This is a genomic window from Microbispora sp. H11081, assembly GCF_012999535.1.
GTDB lineage: Bacteria > Actinomycetota > Actinomycetes > Streptosporangiales > Streptosporangiaceae > Microbispora.
The window spans coordinates 890,537-906,388 of sequence record NZ_JABBWV010000001.1 but is presented as its reverse complement, the minus strand read 5'-3'; the positions used below and the strand labels follow the sequence as shown (position 1 = coordinate 906,388).

Genomic DNA, 15,852 nt, shown 5'->3' with positions numbered 1-15,852 from the left:
CACCCTCCCCCCGGAACGCCATACGGGGAGCCCCGATGCGCTCGCGTACGGATCGCCGTGACGACGCCGCCCCGGGAGGCCGTGAGCCGCACCCTTGCGGCTTCGCGAGGAACGGGCAAGCTGGAGAGCACGACAACGGCAGTAGGGACGCATCGTGAAGAAGCTCATCAACGACGCCGACTCCATCGTCACCGACGCGCTGCGCGGCATCGCCGCGGCGCACCCCTCGCTCCGTGTGGACCTCGCCGGCAGGGTCGTCTTCCGCGCGGACGCCCCCACCCCGGGCAAGGTCGGCCTGGTCTCCGGCGGCGGATCGGGCCACGAACCGCTGCACGCCGGGTTCGTCGGGTACGGCATGCTCGACGCTGCCTGCCCCGGCGAGGTCTTCACCTCTCCCGTCCCCGACCAGATCATCGAGGCCGCCAAGGGCGTCGACGGCGGCGCCGGCGTGCTGCAGATCGTGAAGAACTACACCGGCGACGTGCTGAACTTCGAGATGGCCGCGGAGCTCGCCGGCGACGAGGGAGTCGAGGTGGCGACCGTGCTCGTCGACGACGACGTGGCGGTGCGCGACTCGCTGTTCACGGCCGGCCGCCGCGGCACCGGGGCCACGCTGTTCGTGGAGAAGATCGCCGGAGCGCTGGCCGAGACCGGCGCGCCCCTCGCCGAGGTGGCGCGGGCCGCCCGGGAGGTCAACGAGCGCAGCCGCTCCTTCGGGGTGGCGCTGACCCCCTGCACGGTCCCCGCCGCGGGCAAACCCACCTTCGAGCTGAGCGACGCCGAGATAGAGCTCGGCGTCGGCATCCACGGCGAGCCTGGCCGCACCCGCGCCCCGATGCGCGAGGCCCGCGAGATCGTCCGTACGGCCATGGACGCGATCCACGCCGACCTGCCGCTGTCCGGCGAGACGCTCGTCATGGTCAACGGCATGGGCGGGACCCCGCTCATCGAGCTCTACATCGTCTTCGCCGAGGTGGAGGCGTACCTGCGGGAGAAGGGCGCGACGGCCGTACGCAGCCTCGTCGGCAACTATGTGACCAGCCTCGACATGCAGGGCTTCTCGGTGACGACGTGCTCGCTGACCGGGGAGCTCACCCGCCTGTGGGACGCGCCCGTGGAGACGCCCGCGCTGCGCTGGGGCCGCTGACCGTCGTCCTGACATCTGGAGCCCACCCGTGAACACCGAGTTCTTCGCCGCGTGGATCGACGAGATTGCCGCCACCGTGCGGGCGCGGCGCGACCACCTCACAGAACTGGACGCCGCGATCGGCGACGCCGACCACGGCGCCAACCTCGACCGCGGGTTCACCGCCGCGCGCGAGGCGCTGGCCGGCGCCTCCCCGCCGACCCCCGGCGCGCTCCTCGTCCTGGTCGGCTCCACGCTCATCCGCAAGGTCGGCGGGGCCTCCGGCCCCCTGTACGGCACCGCCTTCCGCGAGATGGGCAAGGCGTTCGGCGAGGCCGCCGAGGTCTCGCCGGCCGAGCTGAGCGCCGCCCTCGACGCCGCCCTGTCCGGCGTACGGCGCCTCGGCGGCGCCGCGGAAGGCGACAAGACCATGGTCGACGCCCTCGCCCCGGCCGCGCGGGCGCTGGCCCAGGCCGTTCGGGACGGGCTGAAGGCGGAGGAGGCGCTGGATGCGGCGGCCGCCGCGGCCGGGCAGGGGGCCGAGGCGACGATCCCGTTGCAGGCGCGCAAGGGGCGGGCCAGCTACCTGGGGCCGCGCAGCATCGGGCACGAGGACCCGGGGGCCGCCTCGACGGCGCTCGTCCTCGGCGCGTTGAAGGCCGCCGCCTCCCGATGACGGGGGTGGCGAACACGTCACAGGGACGGCGAATGGTCGGCATCGTACTTGTCTCACACAGCAGCGGCCTGGCCGCCGAGGTGGCCGCGCTGGCCAGGCAGATCGGCGGCGCGCACGTGCCGCTGGCGGCGGCGGGCGGCACCGAGGACGGCGGCGTAGGCACCAGCCCCGACCGGGTGGCCGCCGCCATCGAGGAGGTGGACCGGGGGGACGGCGTCGTGCTGATCCCCGACCTCGGCAGTTCCGTGCTCACCGCCCGGCTGCTGGAGTCCCCGGGCGCCGTCGTGCTCGCCGACGTGCCGTTCGTGGAGGGCGCCATCTCGGCGGTCGTCGCGGCGGGCGGCGGGGCCTCGCTCGACGGTGTCCTGGCGGCGGCCGAGGAGGCGTGGCACGTCCGCAAGCTCTGACTCCGGAAGCCGCTTTCTCCCGCTTTCTCCCGCGCCGCCCGATCGCGGACGGCGCCTCCGCCCAAGTGGTTGCAAACTACCACCACTAAGGACTACGGTCCCCCGCAGGCGGTTGCGAACCACGATCGGTAGGGGTGGGCCATGCTGAAACAGGTCGCAGAAGGTGTGTGGGTCCACGAGAGCGAGTTCGTGCGGAGCAACGCCGTCGCGGTGCGGGGCCGGGCCGGGGTGTTGCTCATCGACCCCGGGGTGACCGGCTCCGAGATCGACTGCCTCGCCGACGACCTTCGCGAATTGGGCCGGCCCGTCGTGGCGGGCTTCTCCACGCATCCCGACTGGGATCACCTGCTCTGGCACAACCGGCTGGGCGAGGCGCCCCGCTACGGCACGGCGCGCTGCGCGGCCACCGTCCGGGATCAGTTGCCGGACGCGGACGCCAAGGCCCGCGTCGCCGCCCACCTGGAGGGGACGGAGATCGCCGGGCAGGTGCCGTTGGACCTGCTCGGCCTCATCACCAGCCTGCCCGCCGGAACCGCGCGGATCCCCTGGGACGGCCCCGAGGTGCGGATCATCGAACATCAGGCGCACGCCCCGGGCCATGCGGCGCTGTTGATCGAAGAACGCGGGGTTCTCGTCGCCGGCGACATGCTCTCCGACGTCTTGGTTCCCATGCTCGACCTTGACGCCGCCGACCCGGTCGAGGACTACCTCGCGGCGCTGCGGCTGCTGGAGAGCGTGGCGGGCGACGCCGACGTCCTCGTCCCCGGCCACGGCTCAGTCGGCGGAGCCGATCAGACACACGCACGAATCGAGCGGGATCGGGCGTACACGCTCGCCTTGCGTGAGGGCCGTGTTCCCGATGACCCGCGGATCGGCCCGCCGGCCAAGCCCGGCTGGGAGTGGGTGAGCGATGTGCACAACGGGCAGGCCCAGCGCCTCGCCGGGATGAGCGAGCGCGACGGGACGCCCGGCTAGGCCTGTTTCCGCACGCGGGCCCGGCGGATCGGCGCGAGGCCCGGCTGCTCGTAGACGGACGCTGCGGCGGTCTGCGGGGTCGGGTCGGCGGGGTCGGGTCGGCGGCGCGCGCACCCCGCCCGTCGGAGCCGGTTCACCACACCGATTACCGCGCCCGTGGTCAGGCCGGCCTGCCGCGTGCTCTAGGCCCCCTCGGCCTCCTCGGACGGCTCCGGCTCGGCCGCCGCCTGCCTTTTCCCCGCGCCGTCGATCTGTCCGCCGGCTGGTCGACCGCCGACGACTGGAGCACCGCCGCGACCACCCTGCTCCAGCGGTCGGCGGCCATCCGCGCGGACCTCTCCCGGCGTCCGCGTCTCACCGCGGCGGTCGCCGCGGTGGAGAATGACCGCCCCGACCTGTGGTGCCTGCGGAGGCTCCTGGCGGTACTCGACGACGAGCCGCTGATCGTCCTGCACCGGCCGACCGGGCGCGCGTACGCACTGACCATCGGTGGCATCGGGGACAACTTCCAGCTCTCCACGCTGCTGTCGCACATCCTCAGCGAGCACGTGCCGGTGACCATCCCCCATCCCTCGTGGGCCGAGGCCGCCACGGACGGGCCTGTCCAGCCCGAGGCGGGGCCGATCGTGGATCGGTTCGACGTACGCGACGCGACGGGCGAGCTGATCCGCAGCGCCGGGCGCCCCGCCGAGATCCCGCTCCTCGACGGGCATCGTGTGGTGGTCCTCGACAGGCCGTCGTGCCGCCGGACGTGGAACATCGGCCGTACCTTTCCGATGATGCGACCGTCGATCACCCTCGACCGCGTGCTCTCCGAGGAGGAGGCCCGCGCGTGGTCGTCCCGGCTGACCCCCGCCCGGTGACCCTCCCCAGCACGCCGGTCGAACGGCCGGGCCGACCAGCGCCGGGATTCCCGCGCACAATCCCACCATCACCGCTGCTCCTACTGACCGAACGATGCGAACACATGCACTGGTGACAGATTGTGTTTGTGTGATTACGATCGGCTGGGGTAGTTGTGATCCCCAATGCGAAGGGTGGCGCAGGGTGGACTCGCTGATGATCTACGGGCACGGGCTTATCTCATCGCTGCGGGCCCATGCTCGCTCCGGCGATCCGGCTGACTATTGCGACGGCGCCGAGCCTGGCGAGGAGCCCGTCTGCCGACCCACTGCTGGTGAATGAAGTGCCCCCGGTACCCCTTCGGGTCCTGGGCCTGCCGGACCTCACGCTTTGCGAGCCGCCTGAATGAGGCGCCTGGAGACGCGCGGTGCCCTTACTTCCACTGGAAGCGATTGAGCGCCGCTGAGGCGAGGTTCGCCTATCCCAACCTCTCGCGGACAAACGTTGCCAGCGCCTCTCGGGACGGTTGACCCCAGCCGATGCAGAACGGGTGGCCGGCTGGGTCGGCGTACACCTGGTGCCCCTCGTCGCTTTCCAGATCACCGGCTCGAAGCAATCGGGCACCGAGCTTCATCGCCTGTTCGTGCGCCGGCCTGGGGTCCTCAACGTGGAGGTCCATGTGTACCTGCTGAGGCGCGCCGTCCGGCCAGTCGGGAGGAACATGCTTCGGCGCGAGCTGGACGCCGATGCGCCACTCACCGGCCGCGTCGATGACGCTGTGGAACGTCTCGTCCTCAAAGGCATGCCCACCTAGCATCCCTGCCCAGAACGCACTTTCGGCGTGCAGGTCAGCAGCGTCGAACACGACCACGGTCCGTATCGGTTCCATGAAAGTCGATCCTATGAACGCGGTGGATGGTCCGCCAGAATCGCCGCTCGGCATGGAGCGGAGCTTGCGCGTGGCCACCGAGGTCGTGGAGTACGAATACACCGCCCATGGCGTGACCGAGAAGCAGGGCGTCAAGATCAACGTTGCGTTGACCATGCCGGAGAGCGCCACCGCAGAGAAGCGGATGTCGATCGGCCGACGCGGAACGCACGTCACCTCACAGGACGTTTGGCCTGGTAGACGTGCAGTGCCCTTACTTCCACTGGAAGTGATCGGCCGCCGTCCTGGCCTGCAGTAAGTCTGAGAACCACCTCGATGACCTGCAAGGGTTGTCTCGGTGGTTCTCGACGTTTCACGGCTGATCTTGATGTCATGTGCCCTCGTTGTGCCCTCGGCCATCGCCCAGTTCGCTTCGGACGACCTTGATTGAGCTTCACGGAGGACCGGCATGATCTAGAGATATTAGTCGGCGTTGTCCTCAACCGTGCTGCTGATGATCTGGTTCAGCAGCCCGATTGCGCCAGCGGTAGCAGCGCCAGCGCCCAGGATCGCCCCGGGGGCCGAGCGGGTGGCCCAGTAAGTGAGGGCGCCGGCGACGGCACCGAAGATCAGGGACAACCCCAGGATCAAGGCAGCTCGAACGGTCAGAAGGGGGGAGGTTGAGTGAACCGGGCGGGACACAGGATTCCTCTCTCATGCCGGTATCGCCACGCGGTCGCGAGGCGAGGCGCGATTGCTCGGTACTACAAAGCCAGAACCCGAGGGGGTTGCGCCGCACTGCAACGACCACAGGTGGGGGGTTGCAGACATTTGGCAACGCTCGTAAGGGCTGCGGTTCCTCGCGGAAAGCTGCCATGGACGGTGATGATGGGCAGGTGAGTGAGATCGTCCGTCGTCCAGTCGAGTTGGCACCATTGAGCCCGGAGCTCAGCCCAGAGGTAATGGCCTGGGCGGCAGAGCTACGGGCTCAGTTCGTCGCCCTAGGCATGTCGATCAGCCTGTTCTGTCGGCTTCATCCCATCGATAAGGGCACTGTGTCGCGGTACTTGAACGGCAAACGTGTGCCCGCCGACCGGTGGTTTCTTGATCAAATTATGGCCCTACGCGTAAGTGCTGGCACTCCCGTTACTGATGAGGTTCGCGCACACCTGGTTAACTTGCAGATGGCTGCTCTCAAGGTTGCTCATCCGCATGAGTACCGAGTACGAAAAGTCAGTGACCAACTGGAGATAGCTGTCACTAGCTGGAAGGAGGCCGAGCGCTACGCTCAGACCCTCGAACAAGAGCTGACAGAACGCACTCGCGTGTTACAGGATTTGCTAAGTGAGGCCGAACGTCTCCGCGCCGCTTGGGATGAGGACCGCGTTCGACACGAGCAAGAAATCATCTATCTGACCCAGCAACTTGAACTAGCTCGAGATCGGGTTCGCCAAGCAGAACAGCGTGTGCAGGTACTCGAAGAACTCCTTGATCAGTTGGAGACGCAGCAACCGGCTCAGGAACAGTTCGGCGCTGATATCAATCCCGAGGACACAAGAGCTGTGGCCGGCCTGTTGGACTCTTTGCGGCGGGCCGGAGCCGAGGGGCAGATCGCGATGTTGGTTGAACGCATCCCCGACCTTCCTCTCGATCTAAGAGACCCGTACGACGTTGCCGGACTGTTGGACGCTCTTCGCAGGGTAGGAGCTAAGGAGCAAATCACGGTATTGGCCGAGCGTGTTCCTGATCTCTCTCTTCGCAGCCCATACACCATGGCCAAGCTGCTAGATGTCCTTAGGCGTGCCGAGGCCAAGGAACAGATTGCTGTATTAGTTGAGCGTATCCCCGACCTCTATCCCAACCTGAAAGATCATAGCGGCGCAGTTGAGCTGCTCGACGCTCTTCGTAGGGTAGGAGCGCAGGAACAAATCGCGATACTGACTAAACAGCTACCCGAGTTCCCCCTTGACCACTGGTACGGGATAGTTAGGATGCTGAATGCTCTTCGCCGGGTAGGAGCTAAGGAGCAAATCGCGACGGTAGTTAAGCGCATCCCTGATCTCCCTTTGCGTGACGTCTCTGAAGCGGTCGAGGTGCTGGAGGCGCTTCAGAAGGTGGGAGCGAAGGAACAGATCGATATGGTGATTAAGAAGGTTCCCGACCTCCCTGTCAGCTTTCTGCACGTCATGGTCAAGCTAGTGTATATCCTGCGACAAATAGGAGCTAAGGCGCAGATCATGGCCATGGCTGAAAGTATCGCCGCTGACGTCGACGTAATTAGCCCCCGTAGTGTCGCCGAATTGTTGCGTGATTTGAATTGGGCAGGAGCCGATGAGCAGGTGGCGGCACTAGCTGAACGTGCCTCAAGAGCCGTGCCTGTTCGCCACGAGCAGGGCGTAAGCGATCTGGTGCAGATTATGCAAATATTGGGGGCTGGCGCGCCAGCTAAAGTGCTGGCCGAGCGGCTTGCACTAGCTAAGGGTCCAGGTTCGGGCCGCGCAGCCCTCGACGCCTGAGTGACTGGGGGGCAGCTCGACCCGTACTACTAGGCAGGGGGGATCGGCCCGCGTCGGATGTCCGGCACCACTCATTTGCCCATCCCGTCTGCCGTCGACCCCACCGCGGAGCGGCAGCGGGCCGGCGACGGAGGTGCAAGCCCGGCTTGACGTGTCCCTTCGCCTGGGCACCTTCCACGGTCGTCGGATGCCAACGGTCACAGCCGGGCTTGCGGCGGAGGAGGCGGGCTGCTGGGCTTGCCTGGGGTCGATGGCGGGCGGGATGGCTCCCACCTCAGCCACCCCACAACCCGCACGTGCGTTCGAGGCCATCCCGGAGCCGGAGCGCCCCCCGCCGGAGGCGCCACCACGCGCTGCGCGGCACTTGGCGGCTGTTCCAGCTCAGCCCGCCGCTCATGATCAGACCTGTACTGTCGCGCGGCGGCCCGCCTCGACTCGTCCGCGCCAGCCGTCCGGCGGTGCTCTTAGCCGGCCGCCGGGAGCGCCAGCGGGAGGCGGCGGCGTTGCCGTGACGGCGGCGCGTGCGGCCCGGCTTCGGGCCGCCTTGAAGACGTACAGAAACTTCTCACAGGGCCGAACGACAGCTTGGCTGCGATGATCACACCAGGCGTGCTGAGGTGCTGCGGGATCGTGAATGCGAGCGCAGCTTGCCTGCCTCTACAGTCCGGCTGGGTGCGTAGACAGCCAGTCTGCGTGGCGGTTCTTCAAGACGTCACGGTCGTGGGCGGTGGGCGCGATGACGTCGGCTCCGCCGTCGTAGGGGTGGTAGAGCCACCGGAGATGCAAAGAAGCGATGATCACGTCGATCAGTTCCTCGTCGGCCGCGCCCCGCAGCAGCGGATCCAAGGTCTGCCGGTCGAAGGAGGTCATGCTGACATAGAGGCTCGCTGCGACCTCGAATGGCGAGTCGTCGCCAGGCTCGATCGTCAGCCATGGGACGGCGTCCGGATGACGCGGATCGGATGAGATTCTCCCCTGCTCGTCCTCGAAGTAGACGGCGATCACATAGAGGCCCTCCTCTGCTGCCCCGAGCTCGGTGAGCACCCGGTGATGACGATCAAGGATGATCTGGTACTCGTCTTCCGTCTCGGCATACCGCTTGGACTCCGGAAGACTGTGGAAGCGGACCCAGCGGTCGGCATTCCAGCCGCGGAGTTGATAGGCGATCGGGTTTCTCCCCCACCGCGCGCGCCACGCAGTGGTGAGCGACTCCACCTCATCTTCCGTCACGATCATCTCCATCTGGGAAAGAAGGACGATAGGTCATCTAGTCGGAGTGTCGCCCACCTCCCGAGCCGGATCTGTCACGCGGGCACCGAGACCGAACACCGATCGATAGCTTGAGCCAAGACTGCGGCAGAGCGGCACTCCCCGGCGCGAACTGATCCTGCCCGGCGGAGTGTCGGACGTCGGTCCTGTCTTACTTGAACCGCGCCGAGTATCTAGGTCACTCCGACCCTGGTTTCACGCTCCGGACGTACACCCACCTCATGCCGAACGCAGCCGACCGGGCGCGTAAGGCCATGGACGCGTTCTTCACTCAAGAGCAAACCGAGCCGAGTGCCCTGGTTGTGCCCTCGGGAAGATCAATATGACGTTTACCCTGGTAGACGCGCGGTGCCCTTACTTCCACTGGAAGTAGACGAACAGACGGCCGTGGTTCTTGGAGTCCTTGTCGATCCGGTGGTAGAGCGCCTTGATCTCCTTCTGTTCGAGGAAGCGCAGCACCTTCTTCTTGAGCTGGCCGGACCCCTTGCCAGGGATGATCTCCACCTGCGTCGCCTTCTTGCGTACGGCCTCCTGGATGATGCCGTGCAGCGCCTTGTCGATCTCGCTGCCCTTGTTGTAGATGTCGTGGAGGTCCAGCTTCAGCTTCACGTCAGCGAGTCTAAATCGCCGCCCGCCGTGAACACAGGCCGCACAGAGCGGGGCACGGCGGTGGCCGCGCCCGCGTCGGCGCTCCCGTCAGCCGTTGATGTAGCCGACCAGGGCCTCCTTCTCGCTCTCCAGTTCCTGGATGGAGGTCTTGACGACGTCGCCGATGCTGACGATGCCGGCCAGGCGGCCGTCACGGACCACCGGCACGTGCCTGATGCGGTGGTTGGTCATGGTGCGGCGCAGGTCGTCGACGTTGGCGTCGGGGCCGCAGGTGCGCACATCCGCCGTCATGATCGACGAGACGGGCATGGCGAGCAGCGCGGCGCCTTCCTCGTGCAGCCGCCGCACGACGTCGCGTTCCGACACGATGCCCGCGATGGACAGACCGTCCTCCGAGACCACGACCGCGCCGATGTTGAGCTCGGCCAGCCGGGCGAGGAGCTCGGACACCGTGGCGTGCGGAGGAACGGTCGCCACGCCTGTTCCCTTACTCTGCAAGATCGTCCCGATGAGCATGGGCACCGCCTCTCAGGGGCATCCGGGGGACACGTCCCCGCTTCCGCTCCCGCCGGCGGCCGGAGCGGCCAATCCTGTTTCCCCAGGCAACAGCGGCCGTCCTGCCCCGTCAAGTGCCTCACCTCTACGATGTCGAAATATCACCGCACCCTGGGGGCACTGGATGGCCGAGAAGCTCAACACCGGGAGTCACGACCTCCCGATCTCCGACGCGCTCGCGGAGTTCATGCGCGGCGGCTGGGCCGGCGACCGCGAGAACGTGGCGCCGCTGCCGGTCGCGGCGTACGCGGCCAAGCGGCGGGCGCGGCTCGCGGAGCGCCTGCCGAGCGAGCGGCTCGTCATCCCCTCGGGCACGCTGCGGGCCCGCAGCAACGACGACGACCACCGGTTCCGCACGCACAGCGCGTTCGCGTACCTGACGGGTGGCCAGCAGCCGGACGACGTCCTGGTGATCGAGCCGTCGGGTGAGGCGCGGCTGTTCCTGCGTCCCCGCCCGTCCCGTGCCGAGTCGCAGGAGTTCTACCGTGACCGGCGGTACGGCGAGTTCTGGGTGGGCCGCCGTCTCGACCTCGCGGAGGCCGAGTCGGCGTACCAGATCGAGTGCGCGCACATCGAGACGCTGCCGGCGGCGCTGAGCGGACCGGCGCGCGTGCTGCGGGGGGTGGACGCCTCGGTGGACGCGCTCGTCTCCCCCTCCGGCGACGACCGCGACGCCGAGTTGGCCACGGTTCTGTCGGAGCTGCGGCTGGTCAAGGACGAGTGGGAGATCGCGGAGCTGCAGCAGGCGGTGGACGCGACCGTGCGCGGGTTCGAGGACGTCGCGCGCGCGCTGCCCGCGGCCCTCGCGCATCCGCGCGGTGAGCGGTACGTCGAGGGCGTCTTCGGCCTGCGCTCCCGGCTGGAGGGCAACGCGGTGGGCTACCAGTCCATCGTGGCCTCCGGTGCGCACGCGTGCGTGCTGCACTGGATCCGCAACGACGGGCGGCTCGACCCCGCCGAGATGCTGCTGCTGGACGCCGGGGTCGAGGGCGACAACCTCTACACGGCCGACGTGACCCGCACGCTCCCGCTGTCGGGACGGTTCAGCCCGGTCCAGCGGCAGGTGTACGAGCTGGTCTGCGAGGCGCAGACGGCCGCGATCGCGGTGCTGCGGCCGGGGGCGCGCTTCCGGGAGTTCCACGAGACCGCGATGCGGGTGATCTCCGATGGGCTGCGCGAGTGGGGCCTGCTGTCCCGGGCGCAGGCGGACGCCGGCCTCCACCGGCGCTACACACTGTGCAGCAGCGGTCACATGCTGGGCCTGGACGTGCACGACTGCGCCCGGGCCAGGGCGGATGCCTACCTGGACGGCGTGCTCGAAGAGGGTCAGGTGCTGACGGTGGAGCCGGGGCTCTACCTCCAGCCCGACGACCTGACACTGCCGCCGGAGCTGCGCGGGATCGGCGTCCGCATCGAGGACGACCTCGTGATCACGGCCGACGGCGCCCGGCTGATGTCGGCCGCGCTGCCCCGCAGGCCTGACGAGATCGAGTCGTGGATGGCCGCGCTGGCCGGTTGACCACGCCCCGTGCCGGTCCGGGCCGCGCGGCCCGGACCGGCACGGACAGTTCACTTGATCGTCACATCGCTTCCCTACAGTGGTCTCGTGCGCCCTCCACTGGCCGTGGCCGGCCACACCGACGACGTGCTGGAGATGGTCGGCGGCAGCCTGAGCGCGGCCGAGCGCGAGCGCGCCGAGCGCTTCACGCGCAAGCAGGACCGCCTCGACTTCGTCGCCGCCCACCTGCTCGTACGGCACTGCGCCGCGGAGCTGCTGGGCACCCGCGCGTGCATGCTGACCGTGGTGCAGCGCTGCGACGGCTGCGGCCAGGCACACGGACGGCCCTGGCTCGCCGAGGCCCCCGAGGTGTCGATCAGCCTGGCGCACACCTCGGGCTACGTCTGCGCGGTCGCCGGGCTCGGGCGGGTGGGCGTGGACGCCGAGCACGCCACGGAAGGCCCCGCCGACGAGAGGCTGGCGGCGCTCGCGCTGACCCCCGCGGAGGCCACGCTGGTCGGCGACGACAACCGCGGGCTGATCCGGCAGTGGGTGCGCAAGGAGGCGCTGGTCAAGCGGGGAGAGCTCACCCTCGACCGGCTGCGCGAGGCCGACCTGTCGGCGCTGCCGCTCGACGACGGGCTGTCGGTCACGCTGGAGTGGCAGGGCCGCCACTTCCTGGAGTGGACGGCAGGCACGGTCATCGCCTCCGCGGTCACCGACGAGCCCGCGAAGCTACGCCTCATCGGCGGCTGACCGGCCCGGGGTGGGGTCGAGGAAGACCTGGCGGATCTCCGGGAACCGCTCGGTGAGCCGGCGCTCCACCTGGTCGGAGGCGAGTTCGAGCCGCTCCGCGGACATCTCGTCCCGGAAGTCGACCTTGGCGGCGACCATGACCTGACCGGGGCCCATCATGACGGTGACCAGTTCGACGACGGCCTCGACCTCGGGCTGCGCGGCCAATTCACCGCGGATCTTCTCCTGCAGCCCGGGCGGCGCCGCCTCGCCGATCAGCAGTGAGGCGTTGGTCCTGATCAGGGTCAGCGCCACGCCGAGCAGCAGCAGCCCGATGGCGATCGACGCGACGCCGTCCCAGGTGACCGAGCCGGTGAGCTGCGAAAGCAGCAGGCCGAGGGCGGCTGTCGCGATGCCGATCAGCGCGGCGGCGTCCTCCAGCACGACGGCCTTGAGCACGGTGTCGGAGGTGCGCCGGAAGAGCCGCCCGGGGCTCACCCGCCAGCGGCGGGCCTCGCCGCGCAACTGGTGCAGGGCCCGCCACAGGGAGACCGACTCGATCGCGAAGGACACCGCGAGCACCGCGTACGACACGCGGACGTCGCCCAGGCTCTCCCCCTCCGCGATCGTGTGCCAGCCGTGCGTCAGGGAGAACCCGGCTCCCACGACGAGCGTGAAGCAGGCCGCGACGATCGCCCACAGGTAGGCGGCCCGCCCGTGACCGAGGGGATGGCGTGGGTGCGGAGGCCGTTCGCCGTGCCTGATCGCGGCGAAAAGGACGACCTCGGTGGCCGTGTCCGCCGCCGAGTGGGCGGCCTCCGACAGCATCGCCGAGGAGGAGCTGATCAGGCCGGCCACCAGCTTGGCCAGCGCGATCGCCAGGTTGGCCGCGCCCGCGACCACAACGGTGCCGAGGCTCTCCGCGTTCTCGCTGTCAGGCATACCGCTCCGCCCGTTCAATTGATCTTATGCTGGTCGTCATGGACGTCCCCCAATGGCTCACCCCGCAGGAGCAACGCGCCTGGCGGGCTCATCTGGCGGCCCACCGCCTGCTCTTCCTCCAGCTCGACCGGGAGTTGCAGGACACCGGGCTGTCTCTGAACGACTACGAAATCCTCGTGAACCTCTCCGAGAGCCCCGGCCGCCGAATGCGCATGAGTGAGCTGGCCGACGCCACCATCCAGTCGCGCAGCCGGCTGTCCCACCAGATCTCCCGGATGGAGGCCGCCGGCCTCGTGACCCGCGAGGACTGCGAGGACGACAGGCGCGGCACGTTCGCGGTGCTGACCGACCACGGCTGGGAGACGATCCAGCGGGTGGCGCCGGACCACGTCGCGAGCGTACGGCGGCACTTCATCGGCCTGATGACCCCGGAGCAGGTGTCGGCCCTCGAGCGGACCTACAGCCCGATCATCGACCATCTCCAGGCGGTCCGCGGGGCCCGGTGAGAGGACGCCGGCGGTGGCGGGACGGCGGGGGCTGAGCACCGGTCCCGCCTTCCCCCGGCGGGCAGGGGCAAACCGATTCCGCGGCGGGCGCGTGCCGTCTCCTCCCGCTCGCTACGATCCGGCTGTGCGAACAATCCTCGGACTCGTCGTGGCCTGCCTGCTGCTGGTGACCGCCTGCAGCGCGAAGAGCGAGACGGCCCTGCCGGACGGTCCCGCGTTGCTGAAGCGCTCGGCCGAGGCCATGGGGACGGTCAAAACGGTCGCCTTCACGATCGAGACCAAGGACAAGCCCGCCGTGCCGGTCCGGCATGCCGAGGGCAGCCTCACCAGGGCGGGCGACGCCAAGGGCACGCTGCAGATCGAGATCGTGGGGCTGCAGGAGATCGAGTTCGTGCTCGTCGGCGACAAGGTCTACTTCAAGGGACCCACCGGCGGCTTCCAGACGATGACCCGGCAGCAGCTCGTGGCGCTCTACGACCCCTCCGCCGTGCTGACCGGCGTGCCCGGCCTGCTGTCCACCGCCCAGGACGCCCAGCCGCAGGCTGAGGAGAAGCTCGGCGACGCCACCGCCTACCGGCTGACGGCCACGCTGACGCAGCAGGCGCTGGCCAAGCTGGTCCCCGGTGTCCAGCAGAACGTCACCGGCACACTCTGGATCGACAAGGCCTCCGGCCGCCTGCTCAAGCTCGACCTGCCGCTCACCGGCGGCTCCGTGGCCGTGACCCTGGGCGACTACGACGCGCCCGTGACCGTCGCCCCGCCCGCGTCGTGACCGGCGCCGCCGACGCCGCCGACGCCACCGGCACGGCCCGGCCGGCCGGGCCAGCCACGGGGCGCCGCCGTCTCGCGCTCGGCGTCGGCGGGGCCGCCGTGCTGCTCGCCGCGCTCGACGCGTACGTCGTCGTCACCGTGCTCGTGGACGTGGCCGCCGACGTCGGCGTGCCGCTGAACCGCCTGGAGCGGGTGACCCCCGTCGTGACCGGGTTCCTGCTCGGCTACGTCGCGGCGATGCCGCTGCTCGGCCGCCTGTCCGACCGGTACGGCAGGCGGGCGCTGATCCACGCGTGCCTGGCCGGCTTCGCCGCCGGTTCGCTCCTCACCGCCCTGGCGGGAGGCGTCCCCGCGCTGGTCGCGGGGCGTGCGCTCCAGGGCGTCGCGGGCGGCGCGCTGCTGCCGATCACCATGGCCCTCATCAGCGACCTGTGGGACGAGCGCGCCCGCCCGCTGGCGCTCGGCGCGGTGGGCGCGGCGCAGGAGCTCGGCAGCGTGCTCGGCCCGCTGTACGGCGCCGGGCTGGCCGCGCTCGTGGGCTGGCGCGGCATCTTCTGGGTCAACCTGCCGCTCGCCCTGCTGGCCGCCGTGGCCGTGCAGATGGCCGTGCCCGGCGGGCGGGAGCCGTACGGCCGTGACTCCGGCGGGGTGGGCCCCGGGAAGGCGAGCGCGGCGAAGGTGGACATGGGCGGCGGCGCCCTGCTCGCGCTGGCGCTCGGCCTGCTGGTCGCCGGACTCTACAACCCCTCCCCCGGCGCCTCCGTGCTGCCGCCGTGGGGACTGCCGTGCGTGGTCGCGGGGGCGGTCGTTGGGGTGCTGTTCGTACTGTGGGAGATCCGCTCGCCGGTCCGGCTGCTCGACCTGACGGGCGTGCGCAGGCGGCCGCTGCTCGCCACGCTGGCGGTGAGCCTGCTGGCGGGGGCGGCGCTGCTGGTCACGCTGGTCGATGTGCAACTCGCCGCGCAGACGCTGCTCGGCAGGGACGCGGTGGGCGGCGCCCTGGTGCTCACGCGGTTCCTCGCCGCGCTGGCGGTCGCGGCCTTCCTCGGCGGGATCCTGGTGCGCCGGTTCGGCGAGCGCGCGGTGGCGGTGGCGGGGATGGCGGTGGCCGCCGCCGGCTACTGGATGATCTCCCGGTGGCCGGTGGATTTGGCATCGGCCGGGGTGCGGATGGACGTCGACCTCGTCGTGGCCGGCCTCGGCCTCGGGCTGGTGATCGCCCCCGTCTCGTCGGCGGTGCTGCGCCTGGTGCCGGCGGCGCAGCACGGCGTGGCGTCGGCGGCGGTCGTGGTGGCCAGGATGATGGGCATGCTGCTTGGCGTGGCCGCGCTGTCGGCCTGGGGTTTCCACCGGTTCCAGTCGCTCACCGCGCACCTGGACACGCCGCTGCCGTTCGGGGTGGACGCGGCCGAGTACGCCCGCAGGATCGCGGACTACACGGCGAAGGTCCAGGCGGCGCTGCACACGGAGTACACCGAGATCTTCCTGATCACCTGCGTGCTCTGCGCGCTCGGCGCCGCCGCCTCCCTCGCCCTGCCCGGCCGCCGCGCCTGATC

General features: G+C 69.7%; 17 protein-coding genes. 12 read left to right on the top strand and 5 right to left on the bottom strand.

What is annotated here, in order from left to right:
- Nucleotides 1–154 precede the first annotated feature (154 nt).
- The 5 genes from dhaK (at nucleotide 155) to HHX31_RS04030 (ending at nucleotide 4,047) form a co-directional block, all read left to right on the top strand.
- Nucleotides 155–1,147, top strand: coding sequence for a dihydroxyacetone kinase subunit DhaK (gene dhaK, locus HHX31_RS04050; protein ID WP_169945073.1), 993 nt, complete (start codon nucleotides 155–157; stop codon nucleotides 1,145–1,147).
- A gap of 28 nt (nucleotides 1,148–1,175) precedes the next feature.
- The gene (gene dhaL, locus HHX31_RS04045) at nucleotides 1,176–1,802 is read left to right on the top strand and encodes a dihydroxyacetone kinase subunit DhaL (protein WP_169945072.1); all 627 of its coding nucleotides are present in this window, start codon (nucleotides 1,176–1,178) and stop codon (nucleotides 1,800–1,802) included.
- A 32-nt stretch (nucleotides 1,803–1,834) separates the two neighbouring features.
- Nucleotides 1,835–2,209, top strand: a complete 375-nt coding sequence (gene dhaM / locus HHX31_RS04040; protein WP_169945070.1) for a dihydroxyacetone kinase phosphoryl donor subunit DhaM — start codon at nucleotides 1,835–1,837, stop codon at nucleotides 2,207–2,209.
- Nucleotides 2,210–2,350: 141 nt separating this feature from the next.
- The gene (locus HHX31_RS04035) at nucleotides 2,351–3,184 is read left to right on the top strand and encodes an MBL fold metallo-hydrolase (RefSeq protein WP_169945069.1); all 834 of its coding nucleotides are present in this window, start codon (nucleotides 2,351–2,353) and stop codon (nucleotides 3,182–3,184) included.
- Between the two features lie 374 nt (nucleotides 3,185–3,558).
- Nucleotides 3,559–4,047: a hypothetical protein gene (locus HHX31_RS04030; RefSeq protein WP_169945068.1), complete on the top strand. Its 489-nt coding sequence runs from the start codon at nucleotides 3,559–3,561 to the stop codon at nucleotides 4,045–4,047.
- A 458-nt stretch (nucleotides 4,048–4,505) separates the two neighbouring features.
- On the opposite strand, the gene HHX31_RS04025 is transcribed toward HHX31_RS04030, so the two are convergent.
- Nucleotides 4,506–4,916 (bottom strand): VOC family protein, encoded by a 411-nt coding sequence (locus HHX31_RS04025; RefSeq protein WP_169945066.1) that lies wholly within the window; start codon nucleotides 4,914–4,916, stop codon nucleotides 4,506–4,508.
- 13 nt (nucleotides 4,917–4,929) lie between these two features.
- On the opposite strand from HHX31_RS04025, the gene HHX31_RS04020 reads away from it, so the two are divergent.
- Together HHX31_RS04020 and HHX31_RS04015 are read left to right on the top strand one after the other, a co-directional pair.
- Nucleotides 4,930–5,214, top strand: coding sequence for a hypothetical protein (locus HHX31_RS04020; RefSeq protein WP_169945064.1), 285 nt, complete (start codon nucleotides 4,930–4,932; stop codon nucleotides 5,212–5,214).
- Nucleotides 5,215–5,791: 577 nt separating this feature from the next.
- Nucleotides 5,792–7,411 carry a hypothetical protein gene (locus HHX31_RS04015; protein WP_169945063.1) on the top strand — a complete coding sequence of 540 codons (1,620 nt, stop codon included), beginning with the start codon at nucleotides 5,792–5,794 and terminating at the stop codon, nucleotides 7,409–7,411.
- A gap of 657 nt (nucleotides 7,412–8,068) precedes the next feature.
- On the opposite strand, the gene HHX31_RS04010 is transcribed toward HHX31_RS04015, so the two are convergent.
- From HHX31_RS04010 to HHX31_RS04000, 3 genes are all read right to left on the bottom strand, one after another.
- Entirely contained in the window at nucleotides 8,069–8,653 is a 585-nt protein-coding gene (locus HHX31_RS04010; protein ID WP_169945061.1) for a hypothetical protein, read from the bottom strand.
- Between the two features lie 381 nt (nucleotides 8,654–9,034).
- Nucleotides 9,035–9,289: a Smr/MutS family protein gene (locus HHX31_RS04005; protein WP_030509549.1), complete on the bottom strand. Its 255-nt coding sequence runs from the start codon at nucleotides 9,287–9,289 to the stop codon at nucleotides 9,035–9,037.
- Between the two features lie 87 nt (nucleotides 9,290–9,376).
- Complete coding sequence (locus tag HHX31_RS04000; protein WP_169945060.1) at nucleotides 9,377–9,805, bottom strand: CBS domain-containing protein; 429 nt, start codon at nucleotides 9,803–9,805, stop codon at nucleotides 9,377–9,379.
- Nucleotides 9,806–9,968: 163 nt separating this feature from the next.
- On the opposite strand from HHX31_RS04000, the gene HHX31_RS03995 reads away from it, so the two are divergent.
- Nucleotides 9,969–11,363 (top strand): aminopeptidase P family protein, encoded by a 1,395-nt coding sequence (locus HHX31_RS03995; protein WP_169945059.1) that lies wholly within the window; start codon nucleotides 9,969–9,971, stop codon nucleotides 11,361–11,363.
- An 87-nt stretch (nucleotides 11,364–11,450) separates the two neighbouring features.
- Nucleotides 11,451–12,098 (top strand): 4'-phosphopantetheinyl transferase superfamily protein, encoded by a 648-nt coding sequence (locus HHX31_RS03990; RefSeq protein WP_169945057.1) that lies wholly within the window; start codon nucleotides 11,451–11,453, stop codon nucleotides 12,096–12,098.
- Here HHX31_RS03990 and HHX31_RS03985 read toward each other — a convergent pair.
- The gene (locus HHX31_RS03985) at nucleotides 12,078–13,019 is read right to left on the bottom strand and encodes a cation diffusion facilitator family transporter (RefSeq protein ID WP_169945056.1); all 942 of its coding nucleotides are present in this window, start codon (nucleotides 13,017–13,019) and stop codon (nucleotides 12,078–12,080) included. The genes HHX31_RS03990 and HHX31_RS03985 overlap by 21 nt on opposite strands.
- A gap of 38 nt (nucleotides 13,020–13,057) precedes the next feature.
- Between HHX31_RS03985 and HHX31_RS03980 the strand changes: the two genes are divergently transcribed.
- The 3 genes from HHX31_RS03980 to HHX31_RS03970 all read left to right on the top strand — a co-directional run bounded on the left by HHX31_RS03980 (nucleotide 13,058) and on the right by HHX31_RS03970 (nucleotide 15,850).
- Nucleotides 13,058–13,525, top strand: coding sequence for a MarR family winged helix-turn-helix transcriptional regulator (locus HHX31_RS03980; RefSeq protein WP_169945054.1), 468 nt, complete (start codon nucleotides 13,058–13,060; stop codon nucleotides 13,523–13,525).
- A 124-nt stretch (nucleotides 13,526–13,649) separates the two neighbouring features.
- Nucleotides 13,650–14,297 (top strand): LppX_LprAFG lipoprotein, encoded by a 648-nt coding sequence (locus HHX31_RS03975; RefSeq protein ID WP_169945053.1) that lies wholly within the window; start codon nucleotides 13,650–13,652, stop codon nucleotides 14,295–14,297.
- Nucleotides 14,294–15,850, top strand: coding sequence for an MFS transporter (locus HHX31_RS03970; RefSeq protein WP_169945052.1), 1,557 nt, complete (start codon nucleotides 14,294–14,296; stop codon nucleotides 15,848–15,850). The genes HHX31_RS03975 and HHX31_RS03970 overlap by 4 nt, the downstream gene beginning before the upstream one ends.
- The last annotated feature ends 2 nt before the right edge of the window (nucleotides 15,851–15,852 follow it).